Source organism: Microbacterium sp., assembly GCF_051860965.1.
GTDB lineage: Bacteria > Actinomycetota > Actinomycetes > Actinomycetales > Microbacteriaceae > Microbacterium.
Genome location: NZ_JBIMKU010000003.1, coordinates 187,894 through 205,623 on the forward strand (window position 1 = coordinate 187,894; position 17,730 = coordinate 205,623).

Here is a 17,730-nt window from a genome sequence, read left to right on the forward strand (position 1 = left end):
CAGCGCCCGCTGGCGAGGATCGATCCATGACTGAAACGAAGACCTCCGGTTCCCGTAAGCGCACGATCCTCATCTCGGCCGGCGCCGTCGGCGCCGCGCTCGTCCTGGTCGGCGGCGGTGTCGCCGTCGGCGCCGCTCTCGCCGACGATCGCGACGACGACCTCTCGCCTGTCGCGGGAATCGAGAACGATGACGACGCCTCGGCGTCGCAGCCCGATCCCGCCGCGTCGGGGGCCGCGTTCGGCGCGACCTCGGCCGAAGACCTGATGGCGATCATCGACGCCGCGCGCGAGGTCGCCGACGGCGAAGTGACCTCGCTCGACGCGGACCGCGACGGCAGCTGGGAGGTCCAGCTGCGCGGCGACACCGGCGCCGAGTCCGAGGTGCGGGTGGATGCCGCGGGCACCGCGACCCTGATCGAGAGCGGTCAGGACGACGACCGCCTCCCCACCGCTGTTCTCGACCGCGCCACCGTCGACGCGGTCGTGCGCGCCGCGCTCGCCGAGGCCGAGGGCAGGATCATCGACATCGACATCGACATCGACCTCGACGACGACACCGTCTCGCCCTACGACGTGACCGTGCTGACCGGCGACGGCCGCACGGTCGACATCGACCTCGCGGGCGACTTCAGCGTGGTGAACGCGCAGGCCGACGACTGAGACGACCCGCGGGCCTCTGCGGGGGTGCGAGCCGGGGTTCGGTCTCGCGTGAACGGATGCCCCGTGCCGGTAGACTCGCGGGGCCAGCCTCTGTAGCTCAATGGAAGAGCAGTTCCGTCCTAAGGAAACGGTTGGGGGTTCGAGTCCCTCCAGGGGCACAAACATTTTTTCCTCCTGACCAGGAATTCTTCTGAGGTCAGACCACACAGGATTCGGTTTTTGCCCGCTTTTTGCCCGCATTCTGAGAACTCCAAGCGGCTTCATCGGGTTTCATGGCGCGACTAGTGGCGGCTTTCGGACACATCGCGACTTGAGCATTTTGCTCAGATATCACTGCAAGCGGGCGTACCGCGTTTGCGGTCCAGATGGCAGCGCGACCAGCGGCATGGCGTCGTTGAGTCGCGTCGCTACTTCGTCCAGATCGTCCTCGAAGAGGTCGGCGTAGGTGTCGAGCGTCATCGCCGCCGACGCGTGCCCGAGCATCCGCTGCACGGCCTTCACGTTCGCTCCCGAGCTGATCGCGAGAGATGCGGCGGTATGACGCAGATCGTGCGGAGTGACCCTCGGAATCGATGGATCGAAGAGCTGGGCGCGCGCTACCGCGTTCGCGAACCAGCCCTTCGCGCCCGAGTTGCGCATGTGATTGACGCCGTCACCGAACAGCAACCCCTCAGGCCTCTTGCCGGCGCACGCCGCCTCGATCATTGAGTCGAGTCGCGCAGGGTAGGGGACCGACCGCCGCTCGTGCGTCTTCGGCGTGCCGACGTGGATCTCGTAGGCGATCATCACCGCGTTCTCCTCGATGACGAAGCGCCGGCGCAGCCGATTCACGCTGCGCACCCGCAACCCGGTCGCTTCACCCCAGCGCAGGCCGCAGTACGCCAGCGTCAGGACGAGCGTCGGATACGCCGAGCATGCCGCAAGTGTCGCCACCTGGTCGTGCGTGAGGTACACCCGACGCTTGCCCGGCCCGTGCTTCGGCAGGTTCCGCACCCTCCGCGCGGGGTTGTTCGCAAGGCGACGGTCGTCCATCGCCACATCGAGCATGCCGGCGAGGATGCCCAGCGAGCGGATGACGACGGTGCGGGACTTCCGCGTCGCGAGCTCGGACACCCAGTCCTGCACCTCGGAGCGCCGGATCGACGAGATCTCCCTATCGGCCCATACCGGCGCGACGTGGCTCCGCCACGCCTGCTCCAGCGTCGCATAGTACGACGGCTTCGTCATGGGCGGCTGCTTGGACCGCAGCCAACTGTCGGCGAACATCCGGAGCGGAACCCGCGACGCCACCGGATCGATGTACTCGCCCGTCGCCTTCGACACGGTGACTGTCGAGAGGTAGAGCTGGGCTTCGCGGATCGTCGTGAACCCGCGCTTCTCCGCCTCGGTGTGATCGGGCCGGCGATAGCGCACGCGGTAGCGACGGCCCTTCGCCGTTTCGTACGGTCTGACGCTGCCCATCTCGACCTCCGCTCATGATCGGCTCACGGTCAGTCTCCGCCCAGTGTCGGACACGGGTCGGGCGCAGTCAACGCAGCCGAGAGAAGATGTGGATAGATGGCGGAAGACGTCGTCAACTGGCGTCAATAGGGAGGGCGCCTCCCTCCGACCCCGCGAGTGTAGCGATCGGTCGCGACTCCGTTCTCACCCGCTCACTCTTTGCAGACTCCGCGCTGGCGCGCTCCGCTTAGCAACCGTTCGCGAGCGAGCACTGCGTCGCGCCCGAGCGCTGGGTGGCTGATTGTCGGAGAGGTGGAGAGCGGAGCGCAACCTCAACCACGCTTGAACTGGGGTCGCCTTAGCAGTATGGACAGACTCCGCTTGAGGGAAGCTCGACGAAGTGCGTCTGGCATAGTTCTTTCGGCCGGCCAGGCTTCGCGTTTCTCCAGTAGCCGCCGCTACGGATCCGGTTGATGGGAAGCTCGATCTCGGCGCCCTCACCTTTCGCGACGCGATGCCAGATGTAACCCGAGTGAATGAACGCCTTCGTCATCCCGTCTTCCGGAACCGCGGCGATATAGCTGCCGCTACTCGGGATGTAGTACTCGGTGAACCGGCGGCCCGCGAGGAACTCGCGAATCATCGGAAGGTTCTCGAACGGAATCCTGTAGTGCTGAAGAGCTTCCTCGAAGCTGTCGAATCTTCTCCGCCCGGTCTGGTCGTCGATGCCCTCGATGTCAAAACCGAGTTCGGCGAGGCGACCGGCTGCGCCGTTCCTGCCGCCGCTGATCTCTTGGTGCGCGACCGCGACACCGTGCTGCAGCTCGTACGCCGCGCCGAAGACTGCCTTGGAGTCGTACCGACCGCTCTCAGTGACGACGAAGTACTCCTTTGCCTCGCCGTATCCGTACTTCTGCAAAAAGGCGTCGCGGCCAATCTGATCGAACTCGGCCATAGCCGACTCGACGGATGCGCGATCGGTGAGTTCGGCGTACGAGACCATGCCGACAGGCTATCCGTGCGCTCCGACACGATCCACGCCTCGGGGCTGATCTGACACCATAGCCAGAGCGGGGCGCCCGTGAGGGTGTCTCCTCGACTGATTTGCGGCCTGCGAAAGAGCAAATGCCGAGCACCCGAAGGGATCTGGTCGCTCCATGAAGACTGACGTCACGACTCCGCAAGGCATCTTCGGTATGCCGCAGCACCTCACCGTGCCGCTCTACCAGCGCCCGTATGTGTGGAACGAGGACGAACAGTGGGGTCCGTTGTGGGCCGACATTCGACGGATCGCCGAGCACCGACTCGGCGGCGCAGGTTCGCTTGCGACCCATTTTCTCGGAGCTGTCGTGACTCAGCAGGCTGACGCTCAACCCGTTGGGGTGCAGGAGTTCTTGATTGTCGACGGCCAGCAGCGACTCACCACCCTGCAGCTCATTCTCGACGCGACGGCAGCAGCGTTCAGTGCCCATGAATTGAGTGCACTCACGGGGCAGCTGGAGTTCCTCACGCACAACAGCGCGATGTTCCTGGGTTCCAACAAACCGGGCCTGAAGCTACGTCACACGAATCGGGATCGTGTGGCATTCCAGGAGGTGATGCAGGCGGACCCGCCTATCGACTACGCCTCGTTGTCCCACCGTGACTCCCTCCTGGTTAAGGCACACGAGTTCTTCTACGGTCGTGTGGGGAAATGGCTCGAGGAAGGTCCGGAGCCGTCGCAAGCTCGTGCAGAAGCGCTCTCCGTCGCACTGCAAAATGCGCTCGAACTCGTCGTGATTCAACTCGGCGCGAGCGAGGACTCGCAGGAGATCTTCGAGACTCTGAACGCACGTGGGACACCGCTCACCGCGGCCGACCTCATCAAGAACTTCGTGTTCCAACGACTGAAGTTCGAGGGGGAGGATGAGGAGAAGGCGTACCGGGAGCTCTGGCCATTTGAGTCCAAGTTCTGGGAGGCCGAGGTAAGCGTGGGTCGGTACGCGACAACCCGTAGCGCGGTGTTCCTTAGCCAGTGGCTTGTGTCCCGTGTCGGTAAGGAGATCAGCCCACGATCGACATTCACCAGGTTCAAGTTCTTTGTCGAGCATGAGTCGGCTCTATCGATGGTCGACCTTCTCCGCTTGATCGACTCTCAGTCAGAGATTTATCGACGCCTCACCGAGCGTGCGGCCGACCCGCATGCCGACCTGAACCGCCTTGAGCTGCACATGTATCGCATGAGCGTGGCGCAGGTCGAGATAACTAAGCCGATCGTGCTTTGGCTGACCGAACCCGGGACCGACTACTCGCAATTGGTGGTGGACCGGGTGATCGGCATGGTTGAGAGCTGGATCATCCGGCGCAGGCTTCTGCGACTGCAAAGTAGCGATCTCGGGAGAATTGCTGCCGACTTGGTATCGACGGGGCGTGGGGTCGCAGAGTCCGATGTTCTCGATGTCGTCGAACGCTTCCTCTCGGGGCAGCAGTACGCGAGCACGTACTGGCCCGGCGACGACGAGGTCGTCTCCGCGCTCGCCACGGAGCACTTCTATCGCCGGTTCTCGCAGCCCATGCAGCGTCTGCTCCTTCAAGCCGCCGAGGATTGGTATCGCGGGTACACATCGCCCGGTCCATCGAAGACAGGAGTACGGGTCTTCCGCGACAAGCAGCAAGTCGAACATTTGCTTCCCCGAGGGTGGCGCCCAAACTGGCCAGTTGACGGCGCGGCTGATGAAGCCGATCGAGACGATCACGTGCACCGCCTAGGCAACCTCACTCTGCTTACCGGTTCCCTTAACGCGTCCGTATCGAACAGCGAATGGCTGGGAGAAAAGGGAAAGAGAGCGGCGGTCGACCGACACGATGTCTTCCTCATGAACCGAGCCGTCGTCGCGCGCTCAGCGGGTGGGTGGGATGAGTCGCTGATCGACGAACGCACTTTGGAGTTGACGAACGCCTTCCTCCACACGTGGCCCGTGCCGGCGGGTCACGAAGGCAAAGTTATCGACCGGTCATCTCGTCTCTCGAAGGCCACGGTAAGTTACGCACACTTGATCTCTGGGGGGCTTCTGGAAATCGGCACCGTTCTCGCCTGTACGGACGAGCGTTGGCCCGACGCGCGCTGCGAAGTGTTGGCGGGTGGACAGGTGCTTTACGCCGGGAACAAATACCCGTCGCCCGCAGCGGCCGCGCGTGATGTTCGCGAAGGAAAGAGCGGCAATGCGTGGTACTTCTGGCGCGTCGAAAACGGCCCTTGGCTGAACACACTGCGCGACCGACTCCTCAACGGGGAAGGGGTCGTCTCAGACGCCTAGGGCAACTGTGCGCTGCGTGCGTTCGCCGCCTCTCCAGCGAGACCTCGTTTGACTTCGATGCTCCGGGTCTTACCGGCGTTCAATGTCGACGCCCGTGATGCGTGCTTCCTGAACTCTGCTGCGCGCTTCGTGGAGCGTCTCGCCACTTCGATCAATTCTCCAGAGGATCCACCCGTTGAGTTCTGAACCTGTGACTCGCCTCAGCGGCCCGGAGGGCGAGTTGAAGCGACCGACGCCGGCCACGTGGAGTTGTCCACCTTCTTCGACGCTGGCCGAGAGGGGTGCGTGACCGCGCTGCTGCCAAGACAGTGTGTCGCCGACGCGGAGCGCTCCTGCCTCGACGAGATCCGCTAGGGACTTCGGGCGGCTGTCGCCTGCGTTTCGTCCGATCGTTGAGCCAGATCTTGTCCCCACGACGCCCAGGAGACGGCGGAAGACATCATCATCGGTCTCGCCCGGTCGGCGGTTGTTGTCGATGGTCAGCCGGACTGCCACGCTGATTTCGACGGTGAGGTTCTGGTCCATCAGATCTCCTTCCGCGTGCACGCACTTACTCTTCCGGCTAACGGCCCGCTACGCGACGAGAGTCAGCTCGGTCACAAACGAGTGCTCGCCCGCCTCGTCCTTCCAGTAGACGAGTGTGGGGGAGTCGCCCCCCTTTGCGGGTGCGGGAGCCTCAAGCGACGAGCGCGTCGACTTGGCAGCCTCGACCAGGGAGTGAAACTCGCTCATGATCTCCCGCTCGCTCTCCATCGTCGCGGTGTATGCGGCGTTCAGTTTCGCGAGCGCTCTTTCCGCTGATACCCCCTCACCGCCGAGGAACGCCGGAAGGTTGCGCTGCGCCCAGTTCATGTCCTGCAGCTTCGACTCGATCCCGCGGATGCCGTCCTTCAGCCCTCGAGAGCGCTCGAGCAGGTACTGCCAGAACTCGAGACCGTCGTCAATGCTCGCCTTCAGGATCTCAAGAGAAGACTCAACCGACTTTGGGTTCTCCTGCATGTCGACACAAACACGCAGGTATGCGATCCGCAGTTCGAGGAACGAGCCGAGCATCGCGCTGTGTGCGTCGAAGTTAGCCTGCTGGATTTCGCGCAGATCCTCGAAGTTGGTCGACTCGCGCGCTTCGACCAGCTGGCGGAACCTGGCGGCGAGTGCTCGGACATCACGCTCGGCAAGCGCGAGTCGCACGAGCATGTCGTTTGAGAATGCCCCGTCGAACCCGTACTGGCGGTAGACGTCGTCGACGATCCTAGACGCCGAAAGCAACTCTCCCGCGTGCGTCGCTTCGATTCTGGCGAGCGCAAGATCCAGGGTGTGTTTGATCTTGTCGAGCTTTCGGTCGACCTGCTTGAACTGCTGCATCATCACCGCGGTGTTGAGCGCCTGAATAGCGAGAATCGGAGCAACCACGGGAAGCGAACTTGCGACGGCGATGAACGGCGCCTGCGCGACAATTCCGCTCGCACCCATCACCGCGCTGCCGACGCCGTTGCCGATCGTCATGAGCGTGGCGGGGTTCGCGGTTGCCATGAACAGAGTGGAGGAGAAGGCAGCAGACAGCCCGGTTGCAGCTGCTGCCGCGCTCGCAACACCGATCGACATCGCTCCCTGCAGGGAGACGGCTCTCGCTCCCGGGATGTAACTTCCTGTCGTCAAGAAGCCCTCCCTGAGGTTCGCAACTATGAGGTCACGCAGATGACCCTGGAACTCGAAAACTGCCAGTTCGGCGCCGTCCGCACCCAGGCGACGCACCGCGACCTCTTGTGGCGAACTTTCACTGTTGATGCTCATTTACACTCCCCGATTTCATGCCAATGCTATTGGGCCTCCACCGACACAGACCGTGCGCCTAGCATCCAAAGTGGCGACCGCAAAGACTTCGTGGCGCCCCGGTGGATCGCTCTCGTTCCGTCGAATGGCTCCCAGAGACCCTCATCGCCAACTGTCTGTGCCAGAGCCCCCTCAAATAGGTCGACCAAAATGCGGAGGCCCGTATCGCTCCACCCGGACGGCAGTACTCCGCCCGCCGACACGTCATGGTCGGGATCGAACGCGGCGACGTAGATTCCTTCACCGCTCGACGCGGGGCGCGCGCCAATGCTTGACTCAGTGTGACGTAGGCTGTCGGGCGGCGTGTGGGACGCTTGCGTCGGCTGCGCGCGAGATGCCAGCATGATCGACCCGCCGACCCGGGTCTACAAGGTCTAGGGATGTCTAGCGTTTCCTTCGACTTCGGCAGTGCGGATTCACGGATTTGTCCGCAGCGCAAGCTCAAGTCCGCCGCAACCCAATATCGCTTACTGAGGTTGCGAAGACCAGGTCGCCCAACCTTGGGCGCCACACCTCCTCATCCTCAAGTAGCAGGCGTGCAGCAGCGATAGCTGACACCAGAAGCGTCTGCGTGGACGCAGAAATCTCATCCCCGAGCTCGACAGCCGCGCGACGATGCCGAACGCCCCGAGCCATCAGTTCGCGACCGGCCATGGTGCTGACACCGAAGCGCAAGAAGTCCGGAAAGGCATCGACCGATGATGCCAAGGAGTCGCTCGTCTCCTCAAGGCGACGTCGTAAAATCGGGACAGCCTGCTCGACCAGTGACAATAGGTCGAACAGCACCAGTTTGGTGTGCACACGCAGAAGGATGTTCATGTCGATCGCGAGAGCGGCTGCGATATGAAAGAAGGAGCGTCCAGCCATCCAGGCGATCACGATTCGGACCAGCGTGCCCTCAAAGTCCGCAATTGATGATCCACGGAAGGCTGTTTCCGCCTCGCGTGTAAAGCCGGGCTGCGCGAACGACCACGAAACGAATGCCTTGACCAGTCCCCGATCCAGCGGAGACCTAACCTCGCTCCAGTCATGAACTCGCGGAAAGAGATCGTCCACCACCGAGTCCACGAGCCGAGGCTTCGCGGCGCTCTCCGTCACCCAATCGAGCCGGCCGGACGAGCGCATGGCAACGAGCTTCTGGGCACGTTGCCTGAATACCTCCACCAGAACAGCTCGCTCCCCGTCATTGCCCTTCGCCGCGGCAAAGGTCTTGTAGGCGAACTGCTCTGCGACGCGAACAAACTCGTCCTCACCTAGCTCGTCGCGAATTAGCTCAACTAGCGATGAGTCCACCCCGTCCACCAGCGAGGACAAGGCGGGAGAGCGTTCGAGGATGTCGTTCGTGATAGTCCACTGGCGTTGCGCGAGCTCGGATCTGAGCTGTCGGATAAGTCCAAGTAGCGCGCCCGTGACCGCCTCACCCGGCTGCCCCTCAGCAACGGACTTCACTGAATCCCAGTCTCCCGAGTTGGCGCAGATGACGAGTCCTCTGGTTGACGATCCAGCGCGCCCCGCACGCCCGACCAAGTTCTTGATGTCGCGCGCGAGCATCGGCGTCGGAGCTCCACCGTCAGTACTCCTCCGAACCGAGTACAAAACCATGGTGCGAATCGGGAGATTCACACCTTCCGCCAGTGTGCTGGTGCACAACACCAGCGCGACGTCACGTGCAGCGATCAACTCCTCGAGAACTTCTCGGGTTTCCTGCGGCAGATCCCCGTGATGGATCGCCGCGCCAGCCCTGAGTGACAACGTACCGATCCATTCCGAGCCGTATTCGTCGGTGAGATACGCGATCGCCCTGTTGAGGCTCGCCGGATCTCTGACGTGGCTTGACGGGGCGGGCAGCGGCAGAGCGGCGTCAAGCTGCTTCAGCAGTTCTCGTGCGAGCCCCACTACGCCACGATCCCCGCCCTTCTCGGCGGCGAAGATCGCGACCGAGCCGAGGGACAGGGCCTTGCGCGCAGTGGCGACTGCTTGTGTTTTCGTAGAGCCGAAGTCGAATGTGTTCAGGCGACCTGTCGATCGCTTGACGTATTGGAAATCCGAGCGGCTGAGAAAGGCGGGGAGAGAATGAGTGGGAACTGAGGTCGCTGGCTCGTACAGTTCGAGACTGACATCGCGCTGCTGGCCGACACCCGTTTGTCGCAGTGTGGCGTACTCTGCGATTGACGGCCGATACTCACTCCTCACGACGGACGAATCAGTCCCCCCAAGCCACGCGTTGATCTCTTCTACATTCGGCACGATGGCGGACAGAAAGATGGTCCTCGGCGCCGGCGTGCTGGCGTTCAGCCGGGAGAGCAGGAGCTCGAGGCCGATGCCGCGGGATCCGCTGTCGAGAAGATGCCCCTCGTCGCACACCACAAGCGAAATCGACGCCAACAATTGAGGATTTGCGCCCAGCAGACCGGTCATTGCCTCTGGCGTCGCGATGAACACCCGCACAGAGTCAAGGTCCTCATCGTCTTCCGCACCGGGGACTGTTCCGCCGTAGACGGTGCGAGTCTGCAGTCCCATGTTTGAGAGGTGCCTGCCAACGCTGCCGCGCAACTCCTTCGCCAACGCCCTATAAGGAACCAGGAGGACCGCTCGGCTATCCGCCGACTCGATGAGCTGGTTGAAAATCAGCGCTTCAGTAAGAGCGGTCTTCCCGGCGCCGGTCGGCATCTGGAGCGAGTAGGACTCGTCGCTACTGAGGAGTCCCGCGTTGATCGCCTCGATCTGTGAAGGGAAGAACTCCCAGACAGGGTGGCGTCGATCGATGAATGACTCAACAAGTCGGTCCCAGCGAGCCGCACTGCCATCGGGGAGCACAGCTCGTAGATTCGACGCGCGAAATCGTTCGAGCAATGCGACGTGTAGCCGATGAGCTACCCACTCATCAGGACCGATCTCGAGAGCGCGAGCCGCGCTTCGGTAGGCGTCCTCTACTGCTTCACTGAGGACGTTGATCCGGCCCGTGCGTACCGCAGCAATGAGTGCAGCGATCGACTGGCTCGACGGTTGGGGGGAGCGGGTCAGCAGGTCGTACGATGCGCGCTGGGCTTCGAGCGCAAAGTGCTGGGGATCTGCTTCGCGCGCCGTTATCGCCGCGGATGCCGGATAACCGCCCCTGTAATAGGCCACGGACGCGAAGAAGAGTGCATCCGACCGCGCTTCATTCCGTAGGTCGCGACTCACCGAGACCAAGCCGTGCCCCAGCGTCAGCCATTCGCGTGGTTCCGCTTCCCCGCCACGCAAGACGTCGAACAGCTCGCCTACTAGTGAGTAATACAGATCCAGGCTGCGGTGGTTGAGGTAGTCAAGTTGGGAGAGATGCGCAGCAAGCGAAAAGTCCAGGATTGTGTGACGCGTCTCGGCGTCTGCAATCCATCGCTCGAGGGACGCCCTCATCGGCTTTCCACGCCGGTCAGAGCAATGTCAAACACGCGCTCGTAGTAGTCCTTCAGATCCGGCACAGTGAGAATCACGACCGCGCGCTCGGCGCGCGACGGTAGCTCCACGTCTTGCAACTCCGCTGCCAGATCGATGCTGGCGCACAGCACAGCCACAGCACTGAACTCTCGGCTCGACGGCGGGTGGTCGATGGCTTTGGTGAAACGATCGAGCATCTCAACTGTCACAGTGGTGAGGCCGGTGTCCAGCGCACGCTCCTTGAGCCACGCGAGCGTCTTGACCAGCCGTCCGTCACTGTCCTTCCTAGAGTCAGTGATCGCGTCAGCGATGGGCGTGGACGAGCCGTGCGTGGACTTGGTCTTGACTTCAGAGCAGATAAGCCGATCCTCGCTCGAGGGCTGCGGCCAATGCGGCAATATCATCTGAACGACATCCGACTTCGGAGCAGGCATGGTCCGGTCCTGCTTGAGCCGCCACTTCTTGGCATCAAACAACTCGCCTGGATGCTCGCGGGCAGCCTGAAAGACGGAAGTAAGGATCTCCCCGAAGTCGCCTGCCATGGTTGAACCACGGTCGGGCAACCGCGCGGCGACGATATCGCCCGGCGATCGTCCCGTCGCACGCGCACGCGCGTCGATCGAATCGTCGGAGATGTAGCAGCGGCGCACCGCAATGCCAAGCTGATCAGCGATTGACGATGCGGCCTCTGCTCGGATCTCGAAAACCGCGATCTCGTCGCCATCGAGGGCGCGAAACAGCTGGCCGAGACCTGCGTAGTCGAGGCCGAGTTCACGCATGATGACTTTGTGCTCGCACGACCCTGGCGTCCAACACTGTTAGGCGCCTTCGAAGCCGGAGCTCGGGTCGAACTTGAGCACGCGTGCGTTCTCGGAGATCGTCCGCACCTCACTCTCGTCGAAACCGTCGCTCTTGCTGGCCTGGATGTCGATAGTGATCTCGAGCTTCGCGCCGGCGCCCGCGAGGCGATCTATGATCTCTCGGGTCACGTTGCCGATGTCCCTCGAGTACCGATCCGGGTCGACCTTCACAGAGCCGAAGTAGCGACTCGGTCGTCGCGGCGCCGCGAAGTCTTCGCTCGTCGGGGTTGACTCCTCGGCCTCAACGTCAGGCAAGACAATGTCGATCGGCCCGACCTGGTCCGAGCCCGCTTCGGCAGCTCGGATGGCCGCTTCACGCGCCGCGGCGATGCGATCAGCGGATGCCTGCTCGTCCGCCGTGCTCCAGTCCACAAGTAGCGTGCTGTCGGTCACCTGGATCGCGGTGTTGTGCGCTGGAGGCACGATCAGCCCGCGGTAGCGGCCGGCCTCGGTGTCCTTCGCCATCGCGATCGCGAACTTCTCGCCGTCGACGAGGACGGAGTTCAGCGACCGTTCGATCGCGGAGTCGAGAGTCTCCCGGCGAACGAGCCGCGGCAAGTACACGTACCGGGTGAAGTAACCCCACAGTTCGCCGACGCTGAGCTCGCCCTTGTCACGCCAGAGTTGTCCGAGCTCCTGATGGAGGGTCGCGCCGAGAATCGGTGCACCGAGCTCGGTGACGAGCTGGTCCTCGCGCGACAGCTTCGCGGCCACGCGCTCAGCGAGGGATCGGCCGCTCGAGTCAGGCACTTTGTCCGTGATCAGCTCGAAGGGCTTAGTGGCGTCGAACTGCTCGGGGTACACCGCCCACACGAAAGTGTCGCGGATCCGGTCCGACACGGTCCGGTCGAGACGCGTAACCCAGTCGTCGGTCTGCTTGCGCTGCTGTACCGACAGGTTGAGGCTCTCGCTGGTGGCCTGCACACGCTTCCATGCGAGGTAACTACGCGATGCGGCCTCGAGGCTCTCCAGCTCGCTCTTGTCTGCGACGAGGAAGACGAGGGTGTTGCGGTGCACACGCTGGCTGGCGCCCTTGGTCTCGATTGCGTCGCGCACCCACTGATGGGCGGACGAGTCGGCGCCGTCCGACTTCCGCCGCGAGTGGCGCGGGTGAGCGATCACCAGTCGCGCGTCTTCGAGGTCGGGGATGTCCGCGCTGGATGCCGGTGCAATATGCACCCGATCGAAGACACCGCGCGTACGTTCCTCGCTGCGAAGTCGCTCGGTGATTTCGTTCCACACGGTCTCGACGTCTTCGCGGAGTCGCTCGGCATAGTCGTTCGCGGTCTTCGTTACCGACGGCTGAGTGTCGAACCAATAGTGGCCCTGCTCCTCGTAGAAGTAGGTCGACCGCTGAGCGAGCAGCTCGATAGCACTGCCGAAGTTGCCAAGCGTGTCCCCGGGAGCTGCGGTTCCGAGCCAGACGTACTGCTTATCCAAGCCCTTCCGCGACGCCTTGATCCGCGGGGCGGCGCCCATGAAGATCGTTCGCGCGATCCGCTGCGTCACGAACCTCTGCCCCAAGTTGGGGCGGTCCAGGTCGATCTGCTGCGCCATCGACCCCGGGCCGTCGATGTCTGAGTCGATGATCGGCTTCCACTGGTCCTCGAGGTACTGGGTGAGGTCGGTGTTGACGTTCGCCGCCTCCAGAGGCACGTTGCCGGGGAGGATCAACGGCGACGTGTCGTTGGTTGCCCACAGCTCGTGGACGATCGACGACACGAGCTTGAGAACGCCGCGGGTGCGCTGAAAGCGCTCCAGCGTGGACCAGTCCTCGTAAAGACGGTCCAGCAACTCGGGGTGGAGCGGATACGACGCACGAATGCGTTGTTCGTAATCGTCGCTTGGGGCTGCGGCATCCCGCGGGAACAGGGCGGTGTTGCTTCGATACAGAGTGACGAAGCTGCGGGCCACGGCCGAGATTGTCGTGAGGCCCTCCGCGTTCGGTGCCTGGAAGAGGCGTCGGCGGACGATCTCAAAGGACTCATCCTTGCTCGACGGCCGCCACTGATCGGCGACGCGGCGGATCACGTTCTGAAGCCGCTCCAGCGCAAGCTGACCGTTGGCTCCACCAATCTCGATGTCGCTTCCGCTGCCCGCCTCCCCGGTGTCGGATGCCGGGATCGAGACGACGAGCATCGCTCCCGGAACCGATCGGACAACCTCGGTCAGGGACTGCGCGAACGTGAACTGCGTCTCGAACGAGCCTGACGGGAGCTCCTTGTCGGTGACGAGCTGTCGCGCATACGCGACCCACTCGTCGATCAGGATCAGCGCCGGTGAATACTTCGCGATCAGCGTCCGCAGCGCCTCACCCGGATTCGTCCCAGCTCGATCGTCTTCAGCGATCAGGTCGTACGCTTCACGACCGCCGAGCTGCCAGGCGAGCTCGCCCCAGAGTGTTCGGACCTCGGTGCCGTCGTCTTTGACGAGCGGGGATCCTGCCTTCAAGTAAGTGCCGACGAGCGCGACGCGCTTCACGCCCAGCGCCGCAAGGTCCGGGTTCCCGGTCTTGGCGATGAGCTCCTGCAGTTCCTGTGGGAAGTCCTTCGCGGGCGTGCCGCTGAAGAGGTGGTAGAGAGCGAGCATGGAGTGCGTTTTGCCGCCTCCGAAATTGGTCTGCAGATTGACGACCGGGCTCGCGTTTCCGTCCTCGCCGCCCACGCGTCGGAGCGCGCGCGAAAGCAGATCTCGCAGACCCTCGGTGAGGTACGTGCGGGTGAAGAACTCGACCGGGTCGCCGTACTCGGGGCTCGTTGCCTGCCCGGTGCGCACCAGATGTAGGTCTGCCGCGAACTCGGATGCTGTGAACTCGCCCCGTGCTACGTCGTCGTGCGGGCGGATCACCTCACGCCACGGCCGTAAACCCGAACCCGGGTCGAGGGAGACCGTCGTTTTCTTGACCTGCTTGCGTGTCTGGTCCTCGAAGACGGTGCGCTGAAGGTCGATACGCATGCTTCGAATGTCCTTCGCGGAGTCCACCGCTCCGACCGCGATGAGCAGACGCTCCATCGTGTCGAGTGCGCGAGCGGTGTCGTCGGAACTGATCTGTCGTGCTTGGCCGTGCATTACGTTGTTGCGCACTTCGCGCAGCTCAGAACCGAATCCCTGCTGGGCCCGTGATAGCACGTCTTTGAACTGGTAGCCCTTCTCAGTGATCGCACGAAGCTGCACTTGGACGTCGTCCTTGGAGAGGGCTTGTATGGGGCGCCCACTTCTCTCGGCGTCCTCCCTCGCCCACTTGGTCGGCCAGTCCGCCGTGCCGAGTGCATGGGTCATGACTTCATCGACGACGTCTTCCAGCCCCTCAGCGAGGATGCTAAAAGCCTTGTAGAGCCGCTCGTGGTTATTGATAGCCATGGCCGATCAGCCCTCTTCCTCATCGAAGTCAAATGCTTGCTGAACCGATCGGAGAGAACCGGCGTGTTTTTGTGCCTGCTCGTTCACATCGCCCCACGCACTCACCAATCCGTTGAAGAGGAGGGCGTCCTTGGTGTCGCGCTTCTTTTCGGCCTCGTGGAAGAGGAGGAAACCAAGCTCCTTTACCGCGTCGAGACTTACTCGCGTCTGCACCAGTGGGAGCAGCCCCGCGACTTCGTCGGCACCGTGCTTCGCCATGACCGCCGCAAGGCGCACGGTCGCCTCCCAAACGCTGACGTGCTCATCGGCGCCAATATCCCATTCGTTCTCGAGTTGAGTGGGTGAGAGAAGGCGTGCCCTCCCGCCCTTCGCCTCGAAGATTCCCCCGCGCTCGAGCGCCCCAATTGACGTGTCGGACGAGCGCGCCAGTTGGTCGGCGATTCCTGAGTTCTCCTGAATCCAGCCGTACTGCCGGTACCACTTGACGGCGAACCGAGTGTCGGGGTCGAAGTCGGACTCCTGCTCGCCAATGACTTCGTCGAGCGTCGAGTTGATGAGTAGCAACGCGTCTCGCACGCTCATGTCTGAGCCATCGGCTTCGCGCACACGTGAGTAGCGTGAGAACACTGAGATGCCCGGGCCGATCGCAGCCTGGGCAAGATCGACTGGCGCGATGGAGCCTTGAATCAACGTTCGTAAAGCCTCTGGCAACTCGGACTTCAGTTCGGCGACGAACGACCTGCGCGTAGCCGTTGGCGCGTCAGCGCCACGAGGACGGCAGGCGAGGACGATCGACGACGCGAGCGCATTTGCGCCGCTCGCGATCAATCGACTCGAGGTTTCGGTTCGCATTGGCCAGGTTGCGGTGATTATCCAGCCAGCGTTGACCAATCCGTCCAGCAGCGTGTGCCAGCCAGACGATGTGGTTCCCTCCGCGTCGGACTCCTGCTGCTTATAGGCGTAGTAGACCGTGAGCAATCGATCATCGTCGCCTTCGTATCCCGCTCTGATTCGCTGGAAGACCGAGTTGAACCCGCGTATGAAGAAGGCGTCGGCTTCCCTCCCCATACGATGCGGGTTTGCGACAAGCTCTTCTGCCTTCGGTACCAGCATGGTCGCGAACAGCGACGGGTAAACGCTCTCAAGCGATCGTCGGAGCCAGATGTAGAAGAAGTCGGACAAGTCGGAGTAGCCGATGTTGTCGTAATAGGGGGGGTCGGTGGATACAACCACCCCGTCGTAATCTCGCGCAGCGGCGTCTGCCGCAACCACCGGCCCCGCTGGGACGTTGGATGCTCCGAAAGCCGGGGAGCGCAGCGCCTTCTCGATTCCGCTGATGATGACCTTGAACGACCCAGAAGATGACGAAAAAGGATTCGACTCCGCGTAGTCCCAAACCATCGGAATGTTCTGCCTAGCGAAGAGCTGTCTGGGACACTGTGCGTTCGGTTCCCACCGGCAGAGAGCGTTCCCTAGATCCGCCTGCTTGTCGATCGCAAATGCAAGGATCGTGGCAACGGCGTCCGCATATGCATCGGCGCCGTCACCGCCGCCTTCAAGACGCCCACCGCGCGGTAGCCCGATAGCTAAGCCGTCGTGCAGGATCTTTGCTCTAACTTCCGTGACGAGGTCACTTAGCGTCGTGAGTGCCACCAGTTGGCGAGGAGTGAAGAGATCGACGAACTCCTCGAAGCCGTAGATTCTGACGGTCTGGTTGCTATTTGGACTAAGGCTGTGGGGCGGGAGTGACCCGATGGGAACGTTGTTGGGACGGGCAACACTCGCTGCCGCGAGGTGCTCGGCGGTTGGCTCAAGATACAACCGCCTGCGCTCACCTTCGGCAACAACCGTGGTGAGCTGGGCCGCCATTCGACCTGCTTGTGCTTCAGAGCGCACGTGGGCAAGAGGTATCGCGGTCTCGCATGCGACACACTTCGCCCCTTTCCTTCCCACGGTCCCGTCGTCTCCGGCCGAGGGGGCAGCCGTCATGTCATAGCTGATCGAGAATGCGACCCTCCGGCCGCCAGGGACTGATTCGTCGTCGACAACCGTGGGCGAGAGAAAGGCTTCCTGACCTTTCCGCTTGCTAAGCCACCAGGACTTCACGAGCGGAGTCGAAATCCCACACGCAGGGCTCGGGCAATTAATCGCTCTCGCCCAGAGCCAAGCAATTACGGTATGTTCCGTGCCGTCGGGAGCGACCGCCCGCGGGTATTGCGAGCCGATCTGTTTCTCGGCTCTGTCAAGCATCCAGTCGCCGTACCGTCGAACGTCCTCGGCGAAGCCATCTACTCGTGACCACCCGTTGCGAGTAGAGGCCGCGCCAGGGAACACTGGCGACAGGCCCGCGAATTTTGGCGGAATCTCAATGAGTGCCTTGTTGATTAGGACCGCGAGCGGGTTGAGATCGCTTGCATGGGCCTCGAGGCCGAGGCGCTGAGCTTCAAGCGGGATCGCACCTCCACCTGCGAACGGATCGAGAATCGCAGGGAGCTTGCCGTCGTTGCTCTTGCGGATCTCTGCGCGCGCCTGTCGGAGCAAGCTCTCGTTGTTGCTGTTCTGCCAGAGAACGAGCTGCTCAAGCAGAGCATGGAGTCGGGCCCGCTCCCCATCCTGGGCAGCTGTCGTGGGAAACTCGTCTGGATGCGATGAGGGGTCGTCGACGAGTTGTGCAAACAGCACTGCTCGAGCCGCGGCGAGGGGGCGTCGTGCCCAGTATTGGTGCAGTCCCGACGGGTGGCCGTGACGGATGGACTTCTCCCGAGACGCTTCGGCGTTGATCGCCTCGAGTGGCAGCGAGACTTCGATGAGCTTTCTTCTTGGGGTGGCGGTCATGTTGTTTCTCTCGCTGGCGTTGTTTCGGAT

10 protein-coding genes and 1 tRNA gene are annotated in these 17,730 nt (G+C 62.8%); 3 read left to right on the top strand and 8 right to left on the bottom strand.

Going from position 1 to position 17,730, the window contains the following annotated elements:
• The first annotated feature begins 26 nt into the window (after positions 1–26).
• Both ACTIFV_RS06775 and ACTIFV_RS06780 read left to right on the top strand, forming a co-directional pair.
• A complete protein-coding gene (locus tag ACTIFV_RS06775) occupies positions 27–662 on the top strand; it encodes a PepSY domain-containing protein (RefSeq protein ID WP_439592013.1) in 636 nt (211 codons plus the stop codon).
• Between the two features lie 86 nt (positions 663–748).
• Positions 749–820: transfer RNA gene (locus ACTIFV_RS06780), tRNA-Arg, on the top strand.
• 172 nt (positions 821–992) lie between these two features.
• Here ACTIFV_RS06780 and ACTIFV_RS06785 read toward each other — a convergent pair.
• Positions 993–2,123, bottom strand: a complete 1,131-nt coding sequence (locus ACTIFV_RS06785; RefSeq protein WP_439592014.1) for a tyrosine-type recombinase/integrase — start codon at positions 2,121–2,123, stop codon at positions 993–995.
• Positions 2,124–2,460: 337 nt separating this feature from the next.
• Positions 2,461–3,105: a hypothetical protein gene (locus ACTIFV_RS06790; RefSeq protein ID WP_439592015.1), complete on the bottom strand. Its 645-nt coding sequence runs from the start codon at positions 3,103–3,105 to the stop codon at positions 2,461–2,463.
• Positions 3,106–3,259: 154 nt separating this feature from the next.
• On the opposite strand from ACTIFV_RS06790, the gene ACTIFV_RS06795 reads away from it, so the two are divergent.
• Complete coding sequence (locus ACTIFV_RS06795; RefSeq protein ID WP_439592016.1) at positions 3,260–5,398, top strand: GmrSD restriction endonuclease domain-containing protein; 2,139 nt, start codon at positions 3,260–3,262, stop codon at positions 5,396–5,398.
• A 69-nt stretch (positions 5,399–5,467) separates the two neighbouring features.
• Here ACTIFV_RS06795 and ACTIFV_RS06800 read toward each other — a convergent pair whose 3' ends face one another.
• From ACTIFV_RS06800 to ACTIFV_RS06825, 6 genes are all read right to left on the bottom strand, one after another.
• Positions 5,468–5,923 carry a hypothetical protein gene (locus ACTIFV_RS06800; RefSeq protein ID WP_439592017.1) on the bottom strand — a complete coding sequence of 152 codons (456 nt, stop codon included), beginning with the start codon at positions 5,921–5,923 and terminating at the stop codon, positions 5,468–5,470.
• A 48-nt stretch (positions 5,924–5,971) separates the two neighbouring features.
• Entirely contained in the window at positions 5,972–7,189 is a 1,218-nt protein-coding gene (locus tag ACTIFV_RS06805) for a hypothetical protein (RefSeq protein ID WP_439592018.1), read from the bottom strand.
• A gap of 480 nt (positions 7,190–7,669) precedes the next feature.
• Positions 7,670–10,624: a DEAD/DEAH box helicase gene (locus ACTIFV_RS06810; RefSeq protein ID WP_439592019.1), complete on the bottom strand. Its 2,955-nt coding sequence runs from the start codon at positions 10,622–10,624 to the stop codon at positions 7,670–7,672.
• Positions 10,621–11,424, bottom strand: a complete 804-nt coding sequence (locus ACTIFV_RS06815; protein ID WP_439592020.1) for a Hachiman antiphage defense system protein HamA — start codon at positions 11,422–11,424, stop codon at positions 10,621–10,623. The genes ACTIFV_RS06810 and ACTIFV_RS06815 overlap by 4 nt, the downstream gene beginning before the upstream one ends.
• 39 nt (positions 11,425–11,463) lie before the next feature.
• Positions 11,464–14,865, bottom strand: a complete 3,402-nt coding sequence (locus ACTIFV_RS06820) for a DUF499 domain-containing protein (RefSeq protein WP_439592021.1) — start codon at positions 14,863–14,865, stop codon at positions 11,464–11,466.
• A 6-nt stretch (positions 14,866–14,871) separates the two neighbouring features.
• Complete coding sequence (locus tag ACTIFV_RS06825; RefSeq protein WP_439592022.1) at positions 14,872–17,700, bottom strand: DUF1156 domain-containing protein; 2,829 nt, start codon at positions 17,698–17,700, stop codon at positions 14,872–14,874.
• Between the last annotated feature and the right edge of the window lie 30 nt (positions 17,701–17,730).

Bases quoted from the DNA above. Each gene is read 5' to 3' on its own strand.
- ACTIFV_RS06820 (WP_439592021.1), bottom strand. From the start codon at position 14,865: ATGGCTATCAATAACCACGAGCGGCTCTACAAGGCTTTTAGCATCCTC.
- ACTIFV_RS06795 (WP_439592016.1), top strand. From the start codon at position 3,260: ATGAAGACTGACGTCACGACTCCGCAAGGCATCTTCGGTATGCCGCAG.
- ACTIFV_RS06800 (WP_439592017.1), bottom strand. From the start codon at position 5,923: ATGGACCAGAACCTCACCGTCGAAATCAGCGTGGCAGTCCGGCTGACC.
- ACTIFV_RS06810 (WP_439592019.1), bottom strand. From the start codon at position 10,624: ATGAGGGCGTCCCTCGAGCGATGGATTGCAGACGCCGAGACGCGTCAC.
- ACTIFV_RS06805 (WP_439592018.1), bottom strand. From the start codon at position 7,189: ATGAGCATCAACAGTGAAAGTTCGCCACAAGAGGTCGCGGTGCGTCGC.
- ACTIFV_RS06815 (WP_439592020.1), bottom strand. From the start codon at position 11,424: ATGCGTGAACTCGGCCTCGACTACGCAGGTCTCGGCCAGCTGTTTCGC.
- ACTIFV_RS06785 (WP_439592014.1), bottom strand. From the start codon at position 2,123: ATGGGCAGCGTCAGACCGTACGAAACGGCGAAGGGCCGTCGCTACCGC.
- ACTIFV_RS06790 (WP_439592015.1), bottom strand. From the start codon at position 3,105: ATGGTCTCGTACGCCGAACTCACCGATCGCGCATCCGTCGAGTCGGCT.
- ACTIFV_RS06775 (WP_439592013.1), top strand. From the start codon at position 27: ATGACTGAAACGAAGACCTCCGGTTCCCGTAAGCGCACGATCCTCATC.
- ACTIFV_RS06825 (WP_439592022.1), bottom strand. From the start codon at position 17,700: ATGACCGCCACCCCAAGAAGAAAGCTCATCGAAGTCTCGCTGCCACTC.